Origin of the sequence: Fluviirhizobium alvei, assembly GCF_030551875.1 — a bacterium.
Lineage (GTDB): Bacteria > Pseudomonadota > Alphaproteobacteria > Rhizobiales > Rhizobiaceae > Rhizobium_E > Rhizobium_E alvei.
On sequence record NZ_JAUOZU010000020.1, the window covers coordinates 75,298 to 91,981 of the forward strand.

General features: G+C 60.9%; 16 protein-coding genes. 13 read left to right on the top strand and 3 right to left on the bottom strand.

The window, feature by feature from the left end; genetic code table 11:
* Positions 1-8 precede the first annotated feature (8 nt).
* Positions 9-893 (bottom strand): NAD-dependent epimerase/dehydratase family protein, encoded by an 885-nt coding sequence (locus Q4481_RS22405; RefSeq protein ID WP_304378640.1) that lies wholly within the window; start codon positions 891-893, stop codon positions 9-11.
* Complete coding sequence (locus Q4481_RS22410) at positions 890-2,620, bottom strand: FAD-dependent oxidoreductase (protein ID WP_304378641.1); 1,731 nt, start codon at positions 2,618-2,620, stop codon at positions 890-892. The genes Q4481_RS22405 and Q4481_RS22410 overlap by 4 nt, the downstream gene beginning before the upstream one ends.
* A gap of 140 nt (positions 2,621-2,760) precedes the next feature.
* Here Q4481_RS22410 and Q4481_RS22415 point away from each other — a divergent pair, with 140 nt between their 5' ends.
* The 5 genes from Q4481_RS22415 to Q4481_RS22435 are packed head-to-tail and all read left to right on the top strand — an operon-like array spanning position 2,761 to position 7,922.
* Positions 2,761-3,858: a Gfo/Idh/MocA family protein gene (locus Q4481_RS22415; protein ID WP_304378642.1), complete on the top strand. Its 1,098-nt coding sequence runs from the start codon at positions 2,761-2,763 to the stop codon at positions 3,856-3,858.
* Positions 3,855-4,691, top strand: a complete 837-nt coding sequence (locus Q4481_RS22420) for an IclR family transcriptional regulator (RefSeq protein ID WP_304378643.1) — start codon at positions 3,855-3,857, stop codon at positions 4,689-4,691. Before Q4481_RS22415 ends, Q4481_RS22420 begins: the two co-directional genes overlap by 4 nt.
* Positions 4,692-4,750: 59 nt before the next feature.
* A complete protein-coding gene (locus Q4481_RS22425) occupies positions 4,751-6,493 on the top strand; it encodes an FAD-dependent oxidoreductase (RefSeq protein WP_304378644.1) in 1,743 nt (580 codons plus the stop codon).
* Complete coding sequence (locus Q4481_RS22430; protein WP_304378645.1) at positions 6,490-7,101, top strand: NIPSNAP family protein; 612 nt, start codon at positions 6,490-6,492, stop codon at positions 7,099-7,101. Before Q4481_RS22425 ends, Q4481_RS22430 begins: the two co-directional genes overlap by 4 nt.
* Before the next feature lie 2 nt (positions 7,102-7,103).
* Positions 7,104-7,922: a sugar phosphate isomerase/epimerase family protein gene (locus Q4481_RS22435; protein ID WP_304378646.1), complete on the top strand. Its 819-nt coding sequence runs from the start codon at positions 7,104-7,106 to the stop codon at positions 7,920-7,922.
* A gap of 94 nt (positions 7,923-8,016) precedes the next feature.
* Here Q4481_RS22435 and Q4481_RS22440 read toward each other — a convergent pair whose 3' ends face one another.
* Complete coding sequence (locus Q4481_RS22440) at positions 8,017-8,931, bottom strand: LysR family transcriptional regulator (RefSeq protein WP_304378647.1); 915 nt, start codon at positions 8,929-8,931, stop codon at positions 8,017-8,019.
* A 197-nt stretch (positions 8,932-9,128) separates the two neighbouring features.
* Between Q4481_RS22440 and Q4481_RS22445 the strand changes: the two genes are divergently transcribed.
* The 8 genes from Q4481_RS22445 (at position 9,129) to mhpA (ending at position 16,574) form a co-directional block, all read left to right on the top strand.
* A complete protein-coding gene (locus tag Q4481_RS22445) occupies positions 9,129-10,301 on the top strand; it encodes an MFS transporter (RefSeq protein WP_304378648.1) in 1,173 nt (390 codons plus the stop codon).
* A 61-nt stretch (positions 10,302-10,362) separates the two neighbouring features.
* Positions 10,363-11,850 carry a carotenoid oxygenase family protein gene (locus tag Q4481_RS22450; RefSeq protein ID WP_304378649.1) on the top strand — a complete coding sequence of 496 codons (1,488 nt, stop codon included), beginning with the start codon at positions 10,363-10,365 and terminating at the stop codon, positions 11,848-11,850.
* 53 nt (positions 11,851-11,903) lie between these two features.
* Complete coding sequence (locus tag Q4481_RS22455) at positions 11,904-12,566, top strand: glutathione S-transferase family protein (RefSeq protein ID WP_304378650.1); 663 nt, start codon at positions 11,904-11,906, stop codon at positions 12,564-12,566.
* A 33-nt stretch (positions 12,567-12,599) separates the two neighbouring features.
* The gene (locus Q4481_RS22460) at positions 12,600-13,034 is read left to right on the top strand and encodes a GlcG/HbpS family heme-binding protein (protein ID WP_304378651.1); all 435 of its coding nucleotides are present in this window, start codon (positions 12,600-12,602) and stop codon (positions 13,032-13,034) included.
* A gap of 78 nt (positions 13,035-13,112) precedes the next feature.
* Positions 13,113-13,820, top strand: coding sequence for an EthD domain-containing protein (locus tag Q4481_RS22465; RefSeq protein WP_304378652.1), 708 nt, complete (start codon positions 13,113-13,115; stop codon positions 13,818-13,820).
* Positions 13,821-13,862: 42 nt separating this feature from the next.
* Positions 13,863-14,075, top strand: coding sequence for a hypothetical protein (locus tag Q4481_RS22470; protein WP_304378653.1), 213 nt, complete (start codon positions 13,863-13,865; stop codon positions 14,073-14,075).
* Positions 14,072-14,965, top strand: a complete 894-nt coding sequence (locus tag Q4481_RS22475; protein WP_304378654.1) for a VOC family protein — start codon at positions 14,072-14,074, stop codon at positions 14,963-14,965. The genes Q4481_RS22470 and Q4481_RS22475 overlap by 4 nt, the downstream gene beginning before the upstream one ends.
* A gap of 43 nt (positions 14,966-15,008) precedes the next feature.
* Entirely contained in the window at positions 15,009-16,574 is a 1,566-nt protein-coding gene (mhpA, locus tag Q4481_RS22480; protein WP_304378655.1) for a bifunctional 3-(3-hydroxy-phenyl)propionate/3-hydroxycinnamic acid hydroxylase MhpA, read from the top strand.
* Positions 16,575-16,684: the final 110 nt, after the last annotated feature.

Here is a 16,684-nt window from a genome sequence, read left to right on the forward strand (position 1 = left end):
TGGACGATTCATTGAACGGTCCCCGCCGAGAGCGCGGCAATCGTCTGCGCAATGCCGGCAGCAATTTCCGTCGCAGGCTGCGGTCCGAGGAAGGCAGGCGCCGGATCGGATGCCAGATCAGCGGGAATGCGCAGAGGCTCGCCGCGAACGGTAATGCCGTCCCAGCCGGTCTGGCGGGCAAGTTCGCTGACGAAAGCATCCATCTCAGCGATGTCGCCTGCCATCGTCAAAGCAGTCGCGCCCTCAAGCGGCACTGTCATCGCACTCGTGAGCATCCGCGCCACGTCATCGACGAAGACGAAGCCGACGCGGCCGGAAAATCGGATTTCCGCCGGGGTTCTGGCGACGGATGCAGCAATCGCGATCGATGGTCCCGCAGCGATTCCTGCGCTGATGCCGTGGCCATAGATGATGTAGGGGCGCAGTCCGAGGCTCGGAACGCCGTAATCCAGCTGCCAGGCGCGGGCTACCCCTTCGATCGCGAGCTTTGTCGCGCCATAGACTGTCATCGGTTTGGGATTGACCGCATCCTCGGGGCCAAAGACGCCCGCCGTGCTCAGGTAGGCGACCGGCAGTCGGCCCACTTTGGCGGCCTCGAAAACATTGATGCTGCCGATCAGGTTGACCCGTGTCGCAAGCACCGGATCGCGAGCGCAATCGACCGTCATCAGACCGACGAGATGGACGATACCGCCGCAATCTCTTGCCGCTGCTTGAACGGCGGCGGCATCGGTAATGTCACCGGTAATGATTTCGACTTCGGCGGCGCACGCAAGACGCTCCGGGCGCGGCGCAAGATCGAATATCCGCACCTGATGGCCGGCCTTCAAGAGTGACGCGACGGTCCGGAGACCGACAAAACCGGTGCCGCCGGTGACGAGGATTCGGCTCATACCGCTTCTCCCCGCCGTGCTGCCATCGCACGTTGGGCCGCATGGCGGGCGGCAATGGCGCCGAAAACGATTGCCGGACCGATGGTAATGCCTGGTCCGGGATAGACGCCGCCCATGATCGACTGCAGATCGTTGCCGCAGGCATAGAGCCCTTCGATGACGGATCCGTCTTCGCGCAGGAGCCGGGCGCTCTCGTCGCCCACCAGGCCCATGGCCGAACCGATGTCGCCCGGCCAGAGTTTCACTGCATAATAAGGTGCCGTATCGAGCGTTCCGAGCGTCGGATTGGGCCCATGCGTCGGGTCGCCATTCGCCTTTTCATAGACGGTGGTGCCGCGGGCAAAATCGGCATCGATGCCGGTCTTCGCATAGGCGTTCATGCGGGAAACGCTGTCCTTCAGGCCATCCGCATCGATGCCGAGCTTCTGCGCCAAATCATCGAGCGTTGCACCTTCCGTAAGATAGCCGTCGGCAAGATAGGGCTTGATGTTGGCGCCGCCCGGCCGGATCATGCCCATGCCATAGGTCTTCAGTGCGCGTGCATCGGCGATAAGATAGGTCGGCACATGGCTGCCGTCCTTGTTGGTCGCATACATGGCGGAGACGAACTGGTGGTAGCTGGTGCTTTCATTGACAAAGCGCATGCCATCGCGCCCGACCGAGATGATCCCTGGCTTGGACCGATCGAAGACGAAATGCGGGAACACGGCCATCGAGCCATCCGGTCGCCTGCGGTGCGACACCGGCGCCCAGAAGCAGGGCTGGGCGCCCGAGGTTCCGTGATGAGCACCGGCGGCAAAGGCGAGATCGTGCAGAGTGCCGGTATGGCCGGGGGCGGACGGGCTGAACTCCGGCGCCGGATGCGGCAGCTTTTCGGTCCGCATCTTTGGATGGCGTGCGAAGCCGCCGGACGCAAGCACGACGCCGCCCGCAACCGAAATGCGTTTGTCGATGCCATTCTGGTGCAAGCTGATGCCCGTGACGCCATGCGTATCCGTCGCGAAGGCTGTGGTTTCGGTCTCGGTCAGAATATCGACGCCAAGCTTGTTGGCGGTCATCAGCATGCGGCCGATCAGGGCGTTGCCCATGAGCAGGCGCGGATCGCGACCATGGCGCATCTTGCCGAGATAGTAGCGACCAATCAGCCGCGCCGAATAGGCAGCCGATTTCAGCGATTTGCCCATCTTCATCAGGTGGGCGATATCGTCTCGATCGATCATCATGCCGCCGAGAATGGTGAATTCCGGGATTGGCGGTCGGATGAGAGCGAGATCAGCTCCGAGATCGCCAGCCTCGAATGGCATCGGTTCCAGGGCGCGGCCGAAGGATGTCGCACCCTCCAGCTCGTATAGATAGTCGGGATGGAAGGGACGGGGCCGGAAATGGACGTCCGTCCTGTTTTCCAGCGTATCGATGACGTCCGGTCCGGCTGCCAGAAATGCCTCGCGCAGCGCTTTCGGACTGCGATTTCCAACCGCACGGTCAAGGAAGCCCGAGACTTTCTCGCGGCTATCATCGGCGCCGATGGCGCGGGAATGGCGTGTAAGCGGAATCCAGGTGGTCGCAGCGGAAAAAGCGGTGGTGCCACCAAGATATTCCGTCCGCTCCACCAACAGGACCCGCATGCCCTCAAGGGCGGCAAAGATAGCGGCGGACATGCCGCCGGCGCCGGCACCGAGAATAACAACATCGTAGGTTTGCCTGATCTCGGCCAGTGCTTTTTGCATGCGGTTCTCCTCTCCGAGTCCCAATCGCTCAGATGCTCCGGGTTCACCATTGCAAAAAATGGAATGTGATTCAAGAATAAAAAGTAGTTCCATTTCTGTTTTTCGTCTGCTATTCGTCGAGACAGGATCGGGAGGATCACATGCCGCAGCCAATCGAAATCGCTGTCATCGGAGCAGGCGCCATCGGTCGTACGCATATCGATTCGATCGGGCGTATGTCGGGGTTCCGCTTGTCCGCGATTGTCGATCCCATGCCGGCGAGCGCTACTCTCGCCAGTGCACTCGGCGTCCCGTTATTCCCGAATGTGGAGACCATGATTGGGTCCGGCTCGGCCAGGGCCGCAATTGTCGCAACACCCAATGAGACCCATTTTCCGGTCTCGGAGGCACTGTTGCGGGCTGGAATTCCCGTGCTTCTCGAAAAGCCGGTCTCTGAAAGTCTCGCCTCGGCCCTTGGCCTGATCGCAGTTGCAGACGAGACCGGCATTCCGTTGCTCGTCGGTCATCACAGGCGTCACAACCCGATTATTCGCAAGGCACATGAAACAATCCGCTCGGGCAGAATCGGTGAACTCGTGATGGCGACCGTCACCTGTTCGCTGGCCAAGCCAGCCTCCTATTTCGAGGCGGCCTGGCGCCGCGCACCGGGTGCAGGCGGGCCGCTTCTGATCAACCTCGTTCACGAAATCGATCTTCTCAGGCATTTTTTCGGTGAAATAGCCACCGTTCAGGCAATGGCCAGCAACAAGCGGCGCGGCTTCGCCGTCGAGGATACGGCTGCGGTCTGCCTGGAGTTTGTCGGTGGCGGACTTGGAACTCTCTGCATCTCGGACGCGGCGACCGGCCCCTGGGCCTGGGATCTGTCGGCAGGTGAGAACAGGCTGCGCTTTCCTGCCCATCCGGTCACCGCGCACCATTATGCCGGCAGCCGCGCCGGACTTTCGTTGCCGGACCTTACGCTCTGGGAGCCGGAAAGTGAACCGGACTGGACGCGGGCATTGCACCCGACGAAGATCGCCGTAGAGACGGCCGATCCCTATGAGGCGCAACTGGCGCATTTCGCCGGTCTGATCCGTAACGGCGGCGCACCGCTCGTCTCGGCGCGCGATGCGACGGCAAATCTCATCGTACTCGACGCAATCGGCCAGGCGGCAGCAACCGGACGTGTGGTTTCGGTTGACCTTTCGCCGCTGGATGCCATTAGTGGAACCATATTCAATTACGGAAATGGTCCATGAGCAGCGTCCTTGAGAAATCCCTCGCCATCATCGAACTTCTTGTCGATCACCCGACGGGGCTGCCCGTCTCGGCGATCGCCTCAGCGACCGATCAGCCTGTCAGCGGCGTCCATCGAACGCTGCAGGAACTGGGTCGCCTCGGCTATGTGCGGCAGGTGCAGGCGCAGGGCGATTACGCACTGACGATCAAATTGCCGGCAATGGGGCTAGGCTTCCTGGGGCGCGCCGGCATTACCGATGTTGCTCAACCGGTTCTGGATGCCTTGGCGGCCCGCTCGGGCGAATTGATCCGCCTCTCGGTGATCGATGGCGACCGGCTGATCTGGGTGGCGGTGGCACAGGGTGCGACACGCGGATTGCGTTACGATCCGGGCCAGGAACAGGGCGTGGTCGTGCATCTTGCCAGTTCTTCGGGCGGCAAGGCCTGGCTTGCGACGATGAGCGATGACGAAGCGCTCGCGCGGGTCGCCGCGCAGGGTCTGCTGCGGCAGGCGGATGGCGCGGGGCCAAATGCGCCGCGGAGCCTTACACTTCTTCTCGAACAATTGGCGGAAGCGCGGGCACGCGGCTACGCCACGGCGGTCGACAGCTACATCGCCGGCATGGCCGCGATGGCGGTGCCCGTCCGTTATCACGCGAATGGTCCTGTTCTTGGTTGTCTTTCCATCGCCGGTCCGGCGGTGCGGATGACGGCTGAGCGCATGGCGGAACTGGCTCCGGCGCTTCAGGCATCGGCAGCGGAACTCGGAGAAGCGGCCGCTGGGTCGCAGTATTTTCAAGCAATCGTGAAGGCCGTGGAGCCGGCTCCCGCGAAGGATCGCAAGACCGCCTGAGCGGTCTGCCGTTCCATTGCCGGGATGTCCCGACGCCACGTGCCCGCAAGTGGGGATGAATGGAACGGCAATCGATACGCACTCTCGGGTGCGATGTACTGGTCATCGGTTCGGGCGCGGCAGGTCTGGCCGCAGCCGTGACAGCCGCACATTTCGGCCTCAAGGTCGTGGTGGCGGAAAAGGAAGCCCAGTTCGGCGGCACGTCGGCCTGGTCGGGGGGATGGCTCTGGATTCCGCGCAATCCGCTTGCGCGAGCAGCGGGTATCGAAGAGCTTCCCGAAGGGCCGCTGGAATATCTGCGCAGCGAACTTGGGAACCGCGCTTCCGATCCTCGTCTGTCCGCCTTTCTCCGCAACGGACCCGAGATGGTATCCTTTTTTGCCGAGAAGAGCGCCATCCGCTGGATCGATGGCAATCGCATTCCGGATTTTCATGAAACGCCCGGCGCATCGAAGGGCGGTCGTTCCGTCTCCGTCCAGCCCTACGACGCACGGGAACTGGGAGACTGGGCGAAGAAATTGCGACCGCCGCTCGATGTCGTCAGTCTTTTCGGCATGGGGATCGCGGGCGGTGCCGATATGGCGCATTTCTTCAACGCATTGCGCAAGCCCGGTTCGGCTCTGCATGTGGCAAAGCGCCTTGCGCGACATTTCCGGGATCTCGCCCTCCATCGCCGCGGCATGCAGCTCGTCAATGGAAATGCGCTGGTGGCGCGGTTGATGCGCTCCGCGCTCGATCTTTCCGTTACCCTGATCGACAGCGCCCCGGCAATCGACCTTCTCCGCGACGGTGATCGCGTCATCGGTGCGCGTCTTGCCACACCTGGCGGCGATACACTTGTGAAGGCGGCGCGCGGCGTGGTGCTGGCAACCGGCGGTTTCCCGCATGATCCGGCCCGGCTCGACCTCATGGCCAGCAATGTCGGTGGCGGGCAGGGACATTTCTCCGCCGCTCCCCGCAGCAATTCCGGCGACGGCTTGCGTCTGGGGGAAGCGGCAGGAGGCGCCGTGTCCGACGATCTGGCCTCGTCGGTGGCGCTTGCACCCGTTTCGATCGTGCCGCGCCCGGATGGCGGTGCGGCGCATTTCCCCCATCTTGTGGAGCGGGCCAAACCCGGCATCATAGCGGTGACCCCGGAGGGCAGGCGTTTCGTCAACGAGGCGGATAGCTATCACGACTTCATGAAGGCGTTGATTCTGGCGACGCCGTCCGGGCGCCCGCCCACTGCCTGGCTGATCGCCGATCACAAGGCGCAACGCCGTTGGGGTCTCGGCTGGTCGAAACCCTTTCCCTTTCCGCTCGGTCCCGCAATCCGCTCGGGTTATCTCAAGACCGGCCGGACACTTGGCGACCTTGCGCATGCCTGCGGCATCGACCGGCAAACGCTCGAAACGACCGTCCATGTCTTCAACAGACATGCGGTGCAGGGCGAGGATCCGAACTTCCATCGTGGACGCTCGACCTATAACCGCGTCCAGGGCGATGCGGAACATAGACCCAATCCGTCGCTCGCGCCGCTCGAACACGGACCCTTTTACGCGGTGAAGATCGTGCCCGGTTCGCTCGGCACCTTCGCCGGTCTTGTGACCGACCCGACCGCACGGGTGCTCGATCGCACTGGCAAACCGGTGCCAGGACTGTTTGCGGTCGGTAACGACATGTCCTCGGTGATGGGCGGGAACTATCCATCCGGCGGCATCACGCTCGGACCGGGCATGACTTTCGGATATATCGCCGGCCGCGTGCTGGCCGGACAGCCCGTCGAGGGCATCGAAACGACCTCAAAGGAGAAAACGGCATGAACCTTTATGAACTTGCAACACTCGACACGGTTATCTTTGGTGCCGGCAAGGCAGCGCCCGCCATCGAAGCCTGGGTGAAGGACGGAAAGGGGCGGCTCTGCGGTGCCTGGGGAACCGATATCGGCACGCTGAACCGAGTCTTCGTGTTGCGTGCTTTCGACAGCCTCGGGGATCTCTATGCCGAGCGCGAACGTGCACTCCTGAGCGACAATCCTTTCGGCTGTGTCGAGCATCTGGTTTCGCTCGACATGCAGAGCTATCGCGCGCTGGATTTTCTGCCTCCGGTCGAGCCCGGCGCACATGGCCCGATCTATGAATTCCGCACCTACCGGACGAAGATCAATGGCATCGTGCCCACAATGGGCAAATGGGCCGATGCCGTGCCGGAGCGCGAAGCCTATTCCAAGCTGACGGTCGCCATGTACGGGCTCGACGGCGAGCCGCGTCTCACCCAGATTTGGCCCTATGAAAGCCTCGCAGCGCGCTCGGAGGCCCGCGCGAAATCCGTCGCCGACGGAAAATGGCCACCCAAGGGTGGACCGGACTGGTTGACCCCCGACATGACCAGCCAGATCGCCCTGCCGCTTGCCTTCTCACCGTTGAAATGACCATGCACGCGCTGTCTCTTGCATTTCTCACCACCTTCGATGTCGGTCCCGTCGATGCCGTGCGCATCGCAGCGGAAGCCGGTTACCAGATGGTCGGCCTGCGTATTCTGCCCGCCGCAGCCAGCGGCGAGCCCGACTATCCGTTGCTGACGGATGGAAAGGTGCTGAAGGAGGTTCGTTCGGCGCTTACCGACACCGGCGTTTTGGTCGGCGATGTCGAGATCATCCGCCTCAAGGCGGAAAACGACTGGGATCTCTTCGCCCGCTTCTGCGAGCGTTGCGAAGCGCTTGATGCCCGGCATGTGCTGGTCGCCGGCGACGATACCGATCGGGCGCGGCTCATCGACAGTTTCGCCCGCTTCTGCGAACGCGCCGGTCAGCATCGTCTCACCGCGGATCTGGAATTCATGCCCTGGACCGCTGTTCCGGACCTGAAAGCGGCACTTGCAATCGTTGAGGCGGCAGGCCAAGCCAATGGCGGGGTGCTGGTCGATGCACTGCATTACGATCGTTCTGCAACGACGCTCGAGGAAATCGCGGCGATGCCACGGGGGCGGGTCAACTACGTCCAGTTCTGCGATGGTGCCGTTCCCTACGATCCAAGCGACGAGGGGCTGATCCGTATCGCGCGCGGAGAACGTCTCTTTCCCGGTGAGGGAGGCATCGATCTCGTCGGCCTCGCTCAAGCCATCCCGAAGGACGTGACCATCAGCGTCGAGATCCCGCACCGGGCGCTTGCCGCAAAGGTCGATGCACTCGGCCGAGCGGAGATGGCCATTGCGGCAACCCGGGCAATCCTGCGGGCCGCCAGGCAACTGTGAGGGCGGCCACGGACCTGTTTCATTGCGAGCATCGGCGCTCGGCACGGGCTTGTCGATGACGCGGTACAGGTACCGCCACTTGCCCCGGATCATGTCATTCCGGACGTTCGGTCGCGGATCGGGTAATCGCTGCACGAACCCAGGCATGGCCTGGATCGTGATCGCGGTAACGCGGCCAGATCATCACTTCCCTCAGCGGCTGCATGTCGAATGGGATAGGGATAAGCCGTAACGGAAACAGCCGCGTCAGATGCTCGGCGAAGCGCCGGTGCAAGGTTGCGACACGATTTGTATTCATCAACAGGCTCGGCACCGCGCTGAAATAGTCCACGCTGCACTCTACCCGGCGCTGGCGTCCGAAACGCGGCAGGAACCATTCCTCGAAGGCCAGACTTTCCTCGTCGCCGAGGCGGACCGCGATATGGCCGACATCGAGATACTGTTCCATGGTCAGTGTCTCGGAAATGATCGCGTTTCGCGCGCAAACCAGACAGACATGCTCGTCGGTGAGAAGAGTGATCTGCGGGTGATCGAAACGTTCGGCATATTGTTCGGGCATGATCATCAGATCGACGCTGCCGCGCTCGAAAGCCTCATGAAGATCAAGCGGAGGACGGCAGAAATCCAGCCTTATTCCCGGTGCGCTTGACGCGATTTCCACCGCCGCCCGACCGAGAAAGACCGTTATCGCATAGTCTGAGGCACTGACGACAAAGCGCCGGTTTTCCGATGCCGGATCGAAGGAGGGGCGCAGCGATATCGCCGCCCGAGCCCGCAACAGAGCGTCCCTGACCGGACCGACAAGGCCATGCGCGAGTGGGGTCAGCTCGAAGCGCCGTCCGGCCGGAACCAGCAGTTCATCGCCGAAGAAATCCCGCAGGCGGCGCAGAGCGGCACTTGCTGCTGACTGGCCGATATGAAGCCGTTCGCTGGCGCGTGTCACATTGCGCTCTTCCAGCAAGGCGTCGAGGACGACCAGCAGATTGAGGTCAAAACGGTCCAGTCGCATGGCTTGCTTCCTGTCAATCTAGGTATGAATTGAATTCATACATACCATGAATTCTATCTGTTTTTCCACCATAAGACTTTAGGCTAAAAATTGAGAAGTGCTAAGTCACGGCACGGGAGGAGAGTGACAGCGATGGTGCCCGATCGAACGGATCGGCGACGATCCTTGCTGTCCTCAAAAAAAATGGGAGAGGGCGAATGACACAATCCAACAGTCTTGGTGGAAAGGTCGTGCTCAGTATCGGGCACGTCGCGGGAATGATCGACATGGTTGCGCTTCCTCTTTGGATCGGCAACCTCATGCAGCATTACGGGTTTAGCCCTGTCCAGGCAGGTCTCACAGTTACGCTTTTCCTTTTCAGTGTCGTCATAGCCAGCACGATCGTGGCACCATTGTTTGACCGTCTTCCGCATCGGGCGTCGGTGGCCGCAGGTTTTGCAGTCTCCTGTGCGGCATTTCTCATTGTATCGCGGCAGCCGGTTGAAAGTGCGAGCCTCCTGCCCATCATTATCATGCATGTCATTGCTGGGCTCGGCACCGGCTGCGCGCTCTCGGTAACGCATGGCAATATCGGCCGGACGGACAATCCGCATCAGCTGTTTGGCCTCGTCAATGTCGCGCTCGGCGTGCTGGGCATATTCTTCTTTGCCGGTCTGCCGCAACTGGTGATCCATTTCGACGCATCGGCAATGTTCCTGGTCTTTGCCGGCACCATGGGTCTTGCGGCAGTGGTAACGGCACTGTTCTTTCCCACCGCCGGTGGGGCGACACATAGACCCGAGGCCGCTCCGAAAATGCCGGCAGCCCCCAAGGCCGTCTGGATGCTCATCGGCGTCGTGATTGCCCTGACCTTCAATCAGGCGATGGTCTTTTCGTTCCTTGAGCGTATCGGCACGGCCCGCGGTTTCGAGACCGAGAAAATCAATATCGTTCTGATCGTGCTCGGGTTCGTGAACCTGTTGCCGGGCGCGCTGGCGGCAATTCTTCAACGGCGACTGTCGCCGCTTGCTGTCGGCTTCTTCGGTCCGGTACTTCAGGCTCTCCTGGCGCTGACAATGTCGAACTCGCCAATCTTCATGCCCTATGCGGTGGCGGCGGCGCTTTATGTCTCGATCGTCATTTTCACCCACACGTTCCTGTTCGGCCTGCTAGCGCGGCTCGATACCAGCGGCAGGGCCGTATCCGCGACGCCGGCCATGATGATGATCGGTTCCTGTACCGGCCCTGCTGTCGGCGGCGCAATCGTGGCTGGCTTCGGCTATGGCGCGCTTGGCGTTGCGGCAGTGCTTGTATCCATCCTGGCGCTCAGCCTGCTGACCCTTCTCCGGTCTGAGTTGCCCAGCGTGAGCCCGGTTGGCCAGTCGGCCTGAGCGCCCCCTGGCTCTGCCAATAGAATAGCAAACCCCGAAACTGCTTTTCCAAGGAGAAGAAATGAATAAGCACGTTGCGACCCCGGCGGGTCTACAATTTCCCGATGACATCGTCTTCAATGGCTATGCGGCGCCGGTCCGGATTGAAGGCCATGTACATGATCTCGAAGTGATCGGACGCATTCCGCCCGAGCTTGAAGGCATGTATATCCGCAACAGTGCGGACCACACCTATCCGCCGCTGCACGGCAAGGATATCTTCCTGAATGGCGATGGCATGGTTCACTCGGTGCGCATTCAGGGCGGGCATGCCGACCTGACCATGCGCTATGTGCGGACCCGCAAATTCCAGCTGGAACGTGAGGCCCGGCAGGCACTTTTCGGCGCCTACCGCAATCCCTTCACCGATTCCCCAGCCGTCGCCGGCGAGGATGCCAATACCGCCAATACGTCGATCATGTGGCATCATGGCAAACTCTACGCACTCAAGGAATCCGGCAGGCCCTATGAACTCGACCCGAACGATCTGACGACACGCGGCCAGACGGATTTCGGTGGCCAGCTGAAGAGCAAGACCTTCACGGCACATCCGAAATACGACCCCATCACCGGTGAATGCGTGGCCTTCGCCTACAATTGCGAGGGCGTGGCCAGCGACGAGATCGAAGTCTACAACATCGACAAGGAAGGTCAGTTCACCCGTACCGAGCGCTTCAAGGCGCCGTACAGTTCGATGGTTCACGACTTTCTCGTGTCCCGCCATTTCATCGCTTTCGTGATCTGCCCGATGGTCTGCGACTGGGACCACGTCCAGAAAGGCGAGTCCTACTGGCATTGGGACAGCCATCGCAAGACCTACATCGCCGTCATCCCGCGCGACCAGGGCGTGGCTGGCATCCGCTGGTTCACGGCGCCAAAGGTGGCGATGCAAACACATACGTTCAATGCCTGGGAAGACGGCAGCCGTCTCATGCTCGATCAGTTTGTGACCGATTCCGGTTGGCTCAGCCAGTTCCCGGACATCCACGATCCGCACGCTCATGAATTGCCGCCATTCGGCGAGCGCTGGATTCTCGATCTCTCCAGTCAGAGCGATACGGTCGAAATCAAGCGTTTCATCAATCACATCGGCGAAATGCCGGTCATTGATCCGCGTTTTGCCATGCGCAAGACCCGCCATTTCTGGTTCGGCACCAACAATCCCGCGCTTGGTCCGATGCTGCCTTTCGGCCCCAAGGGGCCGCCCTTCACCTGTCTCGGCCATTTCGACGAAGAGACCGGCAAGATCGACTTCTACTATGCCGGGCCGGATTCCGCGCCGGAAGAGCCCTACTTCGTACCCAGAAGCGCAGATGCGGAAGAGGGCGACGGATGGCTTCTTTCCATGGTCGGACGCCGGGCGGAGAACCGCACCGATCTGGTCATTCTCGACGCCCGCAACCTGTCGCGAGGGCCGGTGGCGATCCTGAAATTCCCCTGCCGTGTGCATGAGGGTTTCCATGGCATCTGGGTTCCGGCCGACGCGCTCGGTTCCGATTACCATCCCTGACCCAAATCGCGGCCATGCGAACAGCATGGCCGCCCATCCCAAGGCGATCATTCATGATTACTCTCTACGGTGATGTCACAAAGACACGCGCCAACCGCTGCAGCTGGATGCTGAAGGAGATTGGCATCGACTATGTCAATGAACCTCTGGCCTTCCGGCCCGGCGCCGAAAAGCCAGCGGCGTTTCTGGCGTTAAACCCAAACGGCAAGTGTCCGACGTTGCAGGACGGCGATCTCGTTCTCTATGAATCGCTGGCGATCAATCTCTATCTGGCGAAGCGTTATGGTGGTGCGCTTGGTCCACAATCGCCCGAAGAAGAGGCGCTGATGATGCAGTGGTCCTTCTGGGTAGCGACGGAAGTCGAGAAGCCTTTGCTGCTGACGGCTGCCATCCGCCACCTCTTCGAACCCAAGCAACCGGCAGATGAGGAACTGGCCATCGCGATGAAACGGCTGTCGCGCCCCTTCTCGGCGCTTGAGCAGCATTTGCAGGACAGGGATTTCATTCTCGGGGACCGCTTTACCGCCGCTGATCTCAACGTCGCGGCCGTGATGCACTTCATCCCCATTGCCGAGATAGACGTTTCGACTTTTACGGCAATGAAGCGCTGGCTTGAAACCTGCCTCGATCGTCCGGCCGCCATTGATGTCCAAAGCGTCAATTTCAGGGTGCCGACGCCGAAAAGCTCGCGCGACATCTTTGCCATGTTCGTCTGAATGCGAACGCCAGACCACCAAAGGAACGAACACATGCTTTCACTTGCTTCATCCGGCGCGATCATCGACGCCGCCATTGCCAAGGCTCGAGAGAGCGGACTGGCACCTATCGCCGTGGCGGTGCTGGACGCAGGGGGCCATCTGATCGCCTTCAAGCGCGAGGACGGCGCCGGCTTCTTCCGCTTCGACATCGCATCCGGCAAGGCCTGGGGCTCGCTCGGCATGGGCTTCGATTCACGCGAACTATCCAATCGCGCGAAGAACCTTCCCACATTTTTCTCGATGCTCTCCGTCGCCGCCGGTGGTCGCCTCGTCGCTTCCCCTGGTGGCGTGCTGATCGAGGATGCGCAGGGCAATCTCATAGGCGCCGTCGGAATTTCAGGTGATCTCGGTGATCAGGACGAGGCTTGCGCAATCGCCGGAATCGAGGCTGCGGGCCTGCGCGCGCGCCCATCGAAGGTCGCGTGAACCGCGCCACATCCGACAAGGCAACAAGGGTAAAATGACATGATCAAGATGATTGCGGCCGTGTGTAGGAAACCCGGCATGACGCATGCCGAATATCTCCGTTACCTCCAGTTCGTTCACGGAAAGCTGACCGTGGACAACCCCGTCACCCTGCGCCGCTATGTACAGAACCATGTGTTCGACGGCGCCTTTGGCGCGCAAACGGAAACGGAGCATGTCCTGGCAGCTCCGCGCGATTCCGTGACCGAACTCTTCTGGGACAGTCCCGATGACATGCGGACGACTTTCGCAAATCACGATGTCCGCACCAAAATTGGCCCGGATGGGCGCAACTTCGCCGATGAAAGCCTGACGATCTCGATCGTCGCCGAGGAAGTGGAGATGATGGCGCCCGAGCCTGATGCCGGCAGCTTCAAGGTCATGCACTTCCTTAAATCGGTTCCAGACCTGGCTGTTGAGGTATTTTTCGAGCGGTGGACGGCGGCGCATGACAGGGCTGCCGCCAAACTTACTGACGGCAACTCTGGAATAAGACGCTGTGTCCAGAACAGACAACTGCCGGCTTTCAACGGCATGCTCGCCTATTTCGGCGGCAAAAAGGTCCCGCTCTACGAGGGGGTGACCAGTCTCTGGTTCGACAGTGCGGACGCAGAGCGGCTGTTCCGCGACTATGAACAGGCACTGCGTGACATCAATGCGGATCCGCAGTCCCGCTTTTTCGACGAGCGGCAGTCCTTCTTTGTCTATGCGGCGGAAGTGCCGATTTTCGAGCGCAGCCAAGCGTAGGACATTGTCGAATAAAGACCTGATAATGCAGGGAGTTTAAAGATGGCCATTGATCTTCTTATCGACGGCAAATCGCAAGGCGCGCGCGATGGACGCAGCTTTGATCGGATCGATCCGGTAACGGACGCCCGAACAATCCTTTCTAGACTTGGGTCAGGACAACTGTCAGGGATTGAAAAGCAAATGTCGGAAATGCGTGTGGCGCGAGCCGGCCATTCATCTGGAGATCGATGCGGCGGCGGGAGTGGGCAATGACCATATTCCCGGTGACAGCGCTCCGCAGCGTGGAACTGTCGACGCCCAGCCTCGACCATTCGATTGCCTTTTACACCGGCGTCTGGGGGCTGGACCTCGTCGCGCGCGAAGGCGACAAGGCCTGGCTGGCCGCCACCGGCTCGGATTTCCATGTGCTTGAACTCAAGGCGGGCGAAGGGTCGGATTTGCGCAAGGTGTCGTTCCACACCTCGTCGGAAGACGAACTCGAGCGTTTGGCGGGTGTGTTTTCTGCGCAGGGCGCGACCTTTGTCCGACCGCTTGAAGCAGCACCCGGCCCGGCGGGCGGACGGCATTTCGCTGTCCGCGAACCACAGGGATGCTGCCTCGAATTCGTTCACGGCGATGCGACCAAGCCAGCGCGCAATGTGGCGGACAGACCAGTCAGGCTGGCGCATGTGAACATCAATTCTGTCGATGTCGATGCGCTTGCCGGTTTCTATGAGCAGGCACTGGGATTTGCCCTGACGGACCGGTCGAAAGCCATGGCCTTCCTTCGCTGCAACAGCGACCATCATGCCGTTGTGATCGCGGACGCACCGACCAATGGCCTCAACCATATTGCATTCCTGATGCCGGATCTTGAGTCCGTCATGCGCGGCGCCGGCAATGTCAAGGATGCCGGGTATCCGATTGGCTGGGGTGTCGGCCGCCACGGTCCCGGTGACAATGTCTTTGCCTATTTCGTCGATCCTATGGGCGTGGTCGTCGAATATACCGCAGAAGTATTGCAGGTGGACGACCATTACCGAGTGGGTTGCCCAGATGACTGGATATGGCCCCCTGGCCGCAGCGATCAGTGGGGTATCGCCCCGCCGAAAAGCGAAGAATGCAAGAAGGCGCAGATTTCGGTGCCATTCGCATCGCCTTGAACCGCCAATTCCGACCCATTCCAATCTCATCAGGCAGGCAAACGTGCAGAACGAAAGCAATGATCATTTTGATGTACTGGTCATAGGGTTTGGCCCCGCCGGTGCTGTAGCTGCGGGAATGCTCGGCAAGCTCGGGCACCGGACGCTTGTCATCGACAGATTGACGGGCATTTATGACAAGCCCAGGGCCATCGCCCTCGACCATGAAATCATGCGCCATTTCGACAATATGGGCATCGCAGAGGCGATCATGCCGCATGTTGCGCCTTTTTCCACCTCTCGGCATTTCGGAGCCGAAGGCCAGCTGATCCGGCAGATCGACATGGTGCCGGAGCCTTATCCTCTGGGCTATACACCCAGCATGGTGTTCACGCAGCCGCCGGTGGAGGCAATCATGCGCCGGCATGCCGAAAGTTTCGATTGCATCGAAATCGAAACCGGTTGCGAGCTGGTCGACATGGCATTCGACGATCACGGCGTCCGTGCCCAAATCCGCACCGCTGATGGAACCATGCGTCATGTGACTGCCGATTATCTGATCGGCTGCGATGGTGCTTCCAGCACAGTGCGGCAGCTGGCCGGGATCCGCCTTGAGGATCTGGTTTTCGACGAACCCTGGCTGGTGGTCGATGTGCTGGTCAACGATCAGGCATTCAGCAAGGTGCCGCAGACGTCGGCGCAGTTCTGCGATCCGGCGCGACCGACGAGCTTTGTCATCGGTCCGGGCAATCACCGGCGATGGGAAATCATGCTGCTGCCGGAAGAGGACCCGCGGGAAATGGAACGGCCCGACAAGGTCTGGGCACTGCTTTCGCCCTGGCTTGAGCCGCAGGATGGCGAACTCTGGCGAGCCGCGGCCTATCGGTTTCACGCGCTTGTGGCCGAGACATGGCGGGCCGGTCGGATTTTCATTGCCGGCGACGCCGCCCATCAGCAGCCACCCTTCATCGGCCAGGGCATGTGCCAGGGCCTGCGCGATGTCGCCAATCTGGTCTGGAAGCTCGACCGGGTGATCAAGGGTCAGTCGCCGGACAGTCTGCTCGATAGCTATGGCACCGAGCGCAAACGGCATGTCCAGGAACTGACGGGGCGCATCAAGGGCATTGGTGAAATGATCTGTATTCGCGATCCGGCCAAGGCAGCCGAACGCGACGCGCGGATTCTGACCGATGGGGGAGGCAAGCCGAAGACCATCACGCGGCAGGAAATAGTCCCTCCTTTGCAGGAGGGGTTGATTGATGCGGAAAGCCCGCCCGCCAGTGGTTCTCTGTTTCCGCAGCCGGCGGTCCGCACGGATGACGGGCTTGTCCTTCTCGACAAGATCGCCGGCAGTGGCTGGCGTCTCTTCGTGGATGGACGGCTGCCGCACGCTTCTGTCGACACTCAGTCAGCAGCGTCCATCGGCCTGTCGGTCTTTTCCATAGCCCCGTCAACGGTCACCGGAAACGATGAGATTCTGATTGAGGAACATGGCATTCTGGCCTCATGGTTCGATCATCATCATGTGTGCGCAGTGATCGTCCGCCCCGACCATTATGTTTATGGTACCGCCCGTCAACCGGATGAGATTGAGCAGAAGATCGCCGAACTTCGGCGCCGGCTTAGCTGAACGATGCTGCCGCAGGCATTCCTGCAGCAGTTGACAAGATGAGGAGCGCCTGACGCTCGATGCAAGGAGAACACCAATGAAACTATCCACCGTCTCCATCGCTGGCCGCA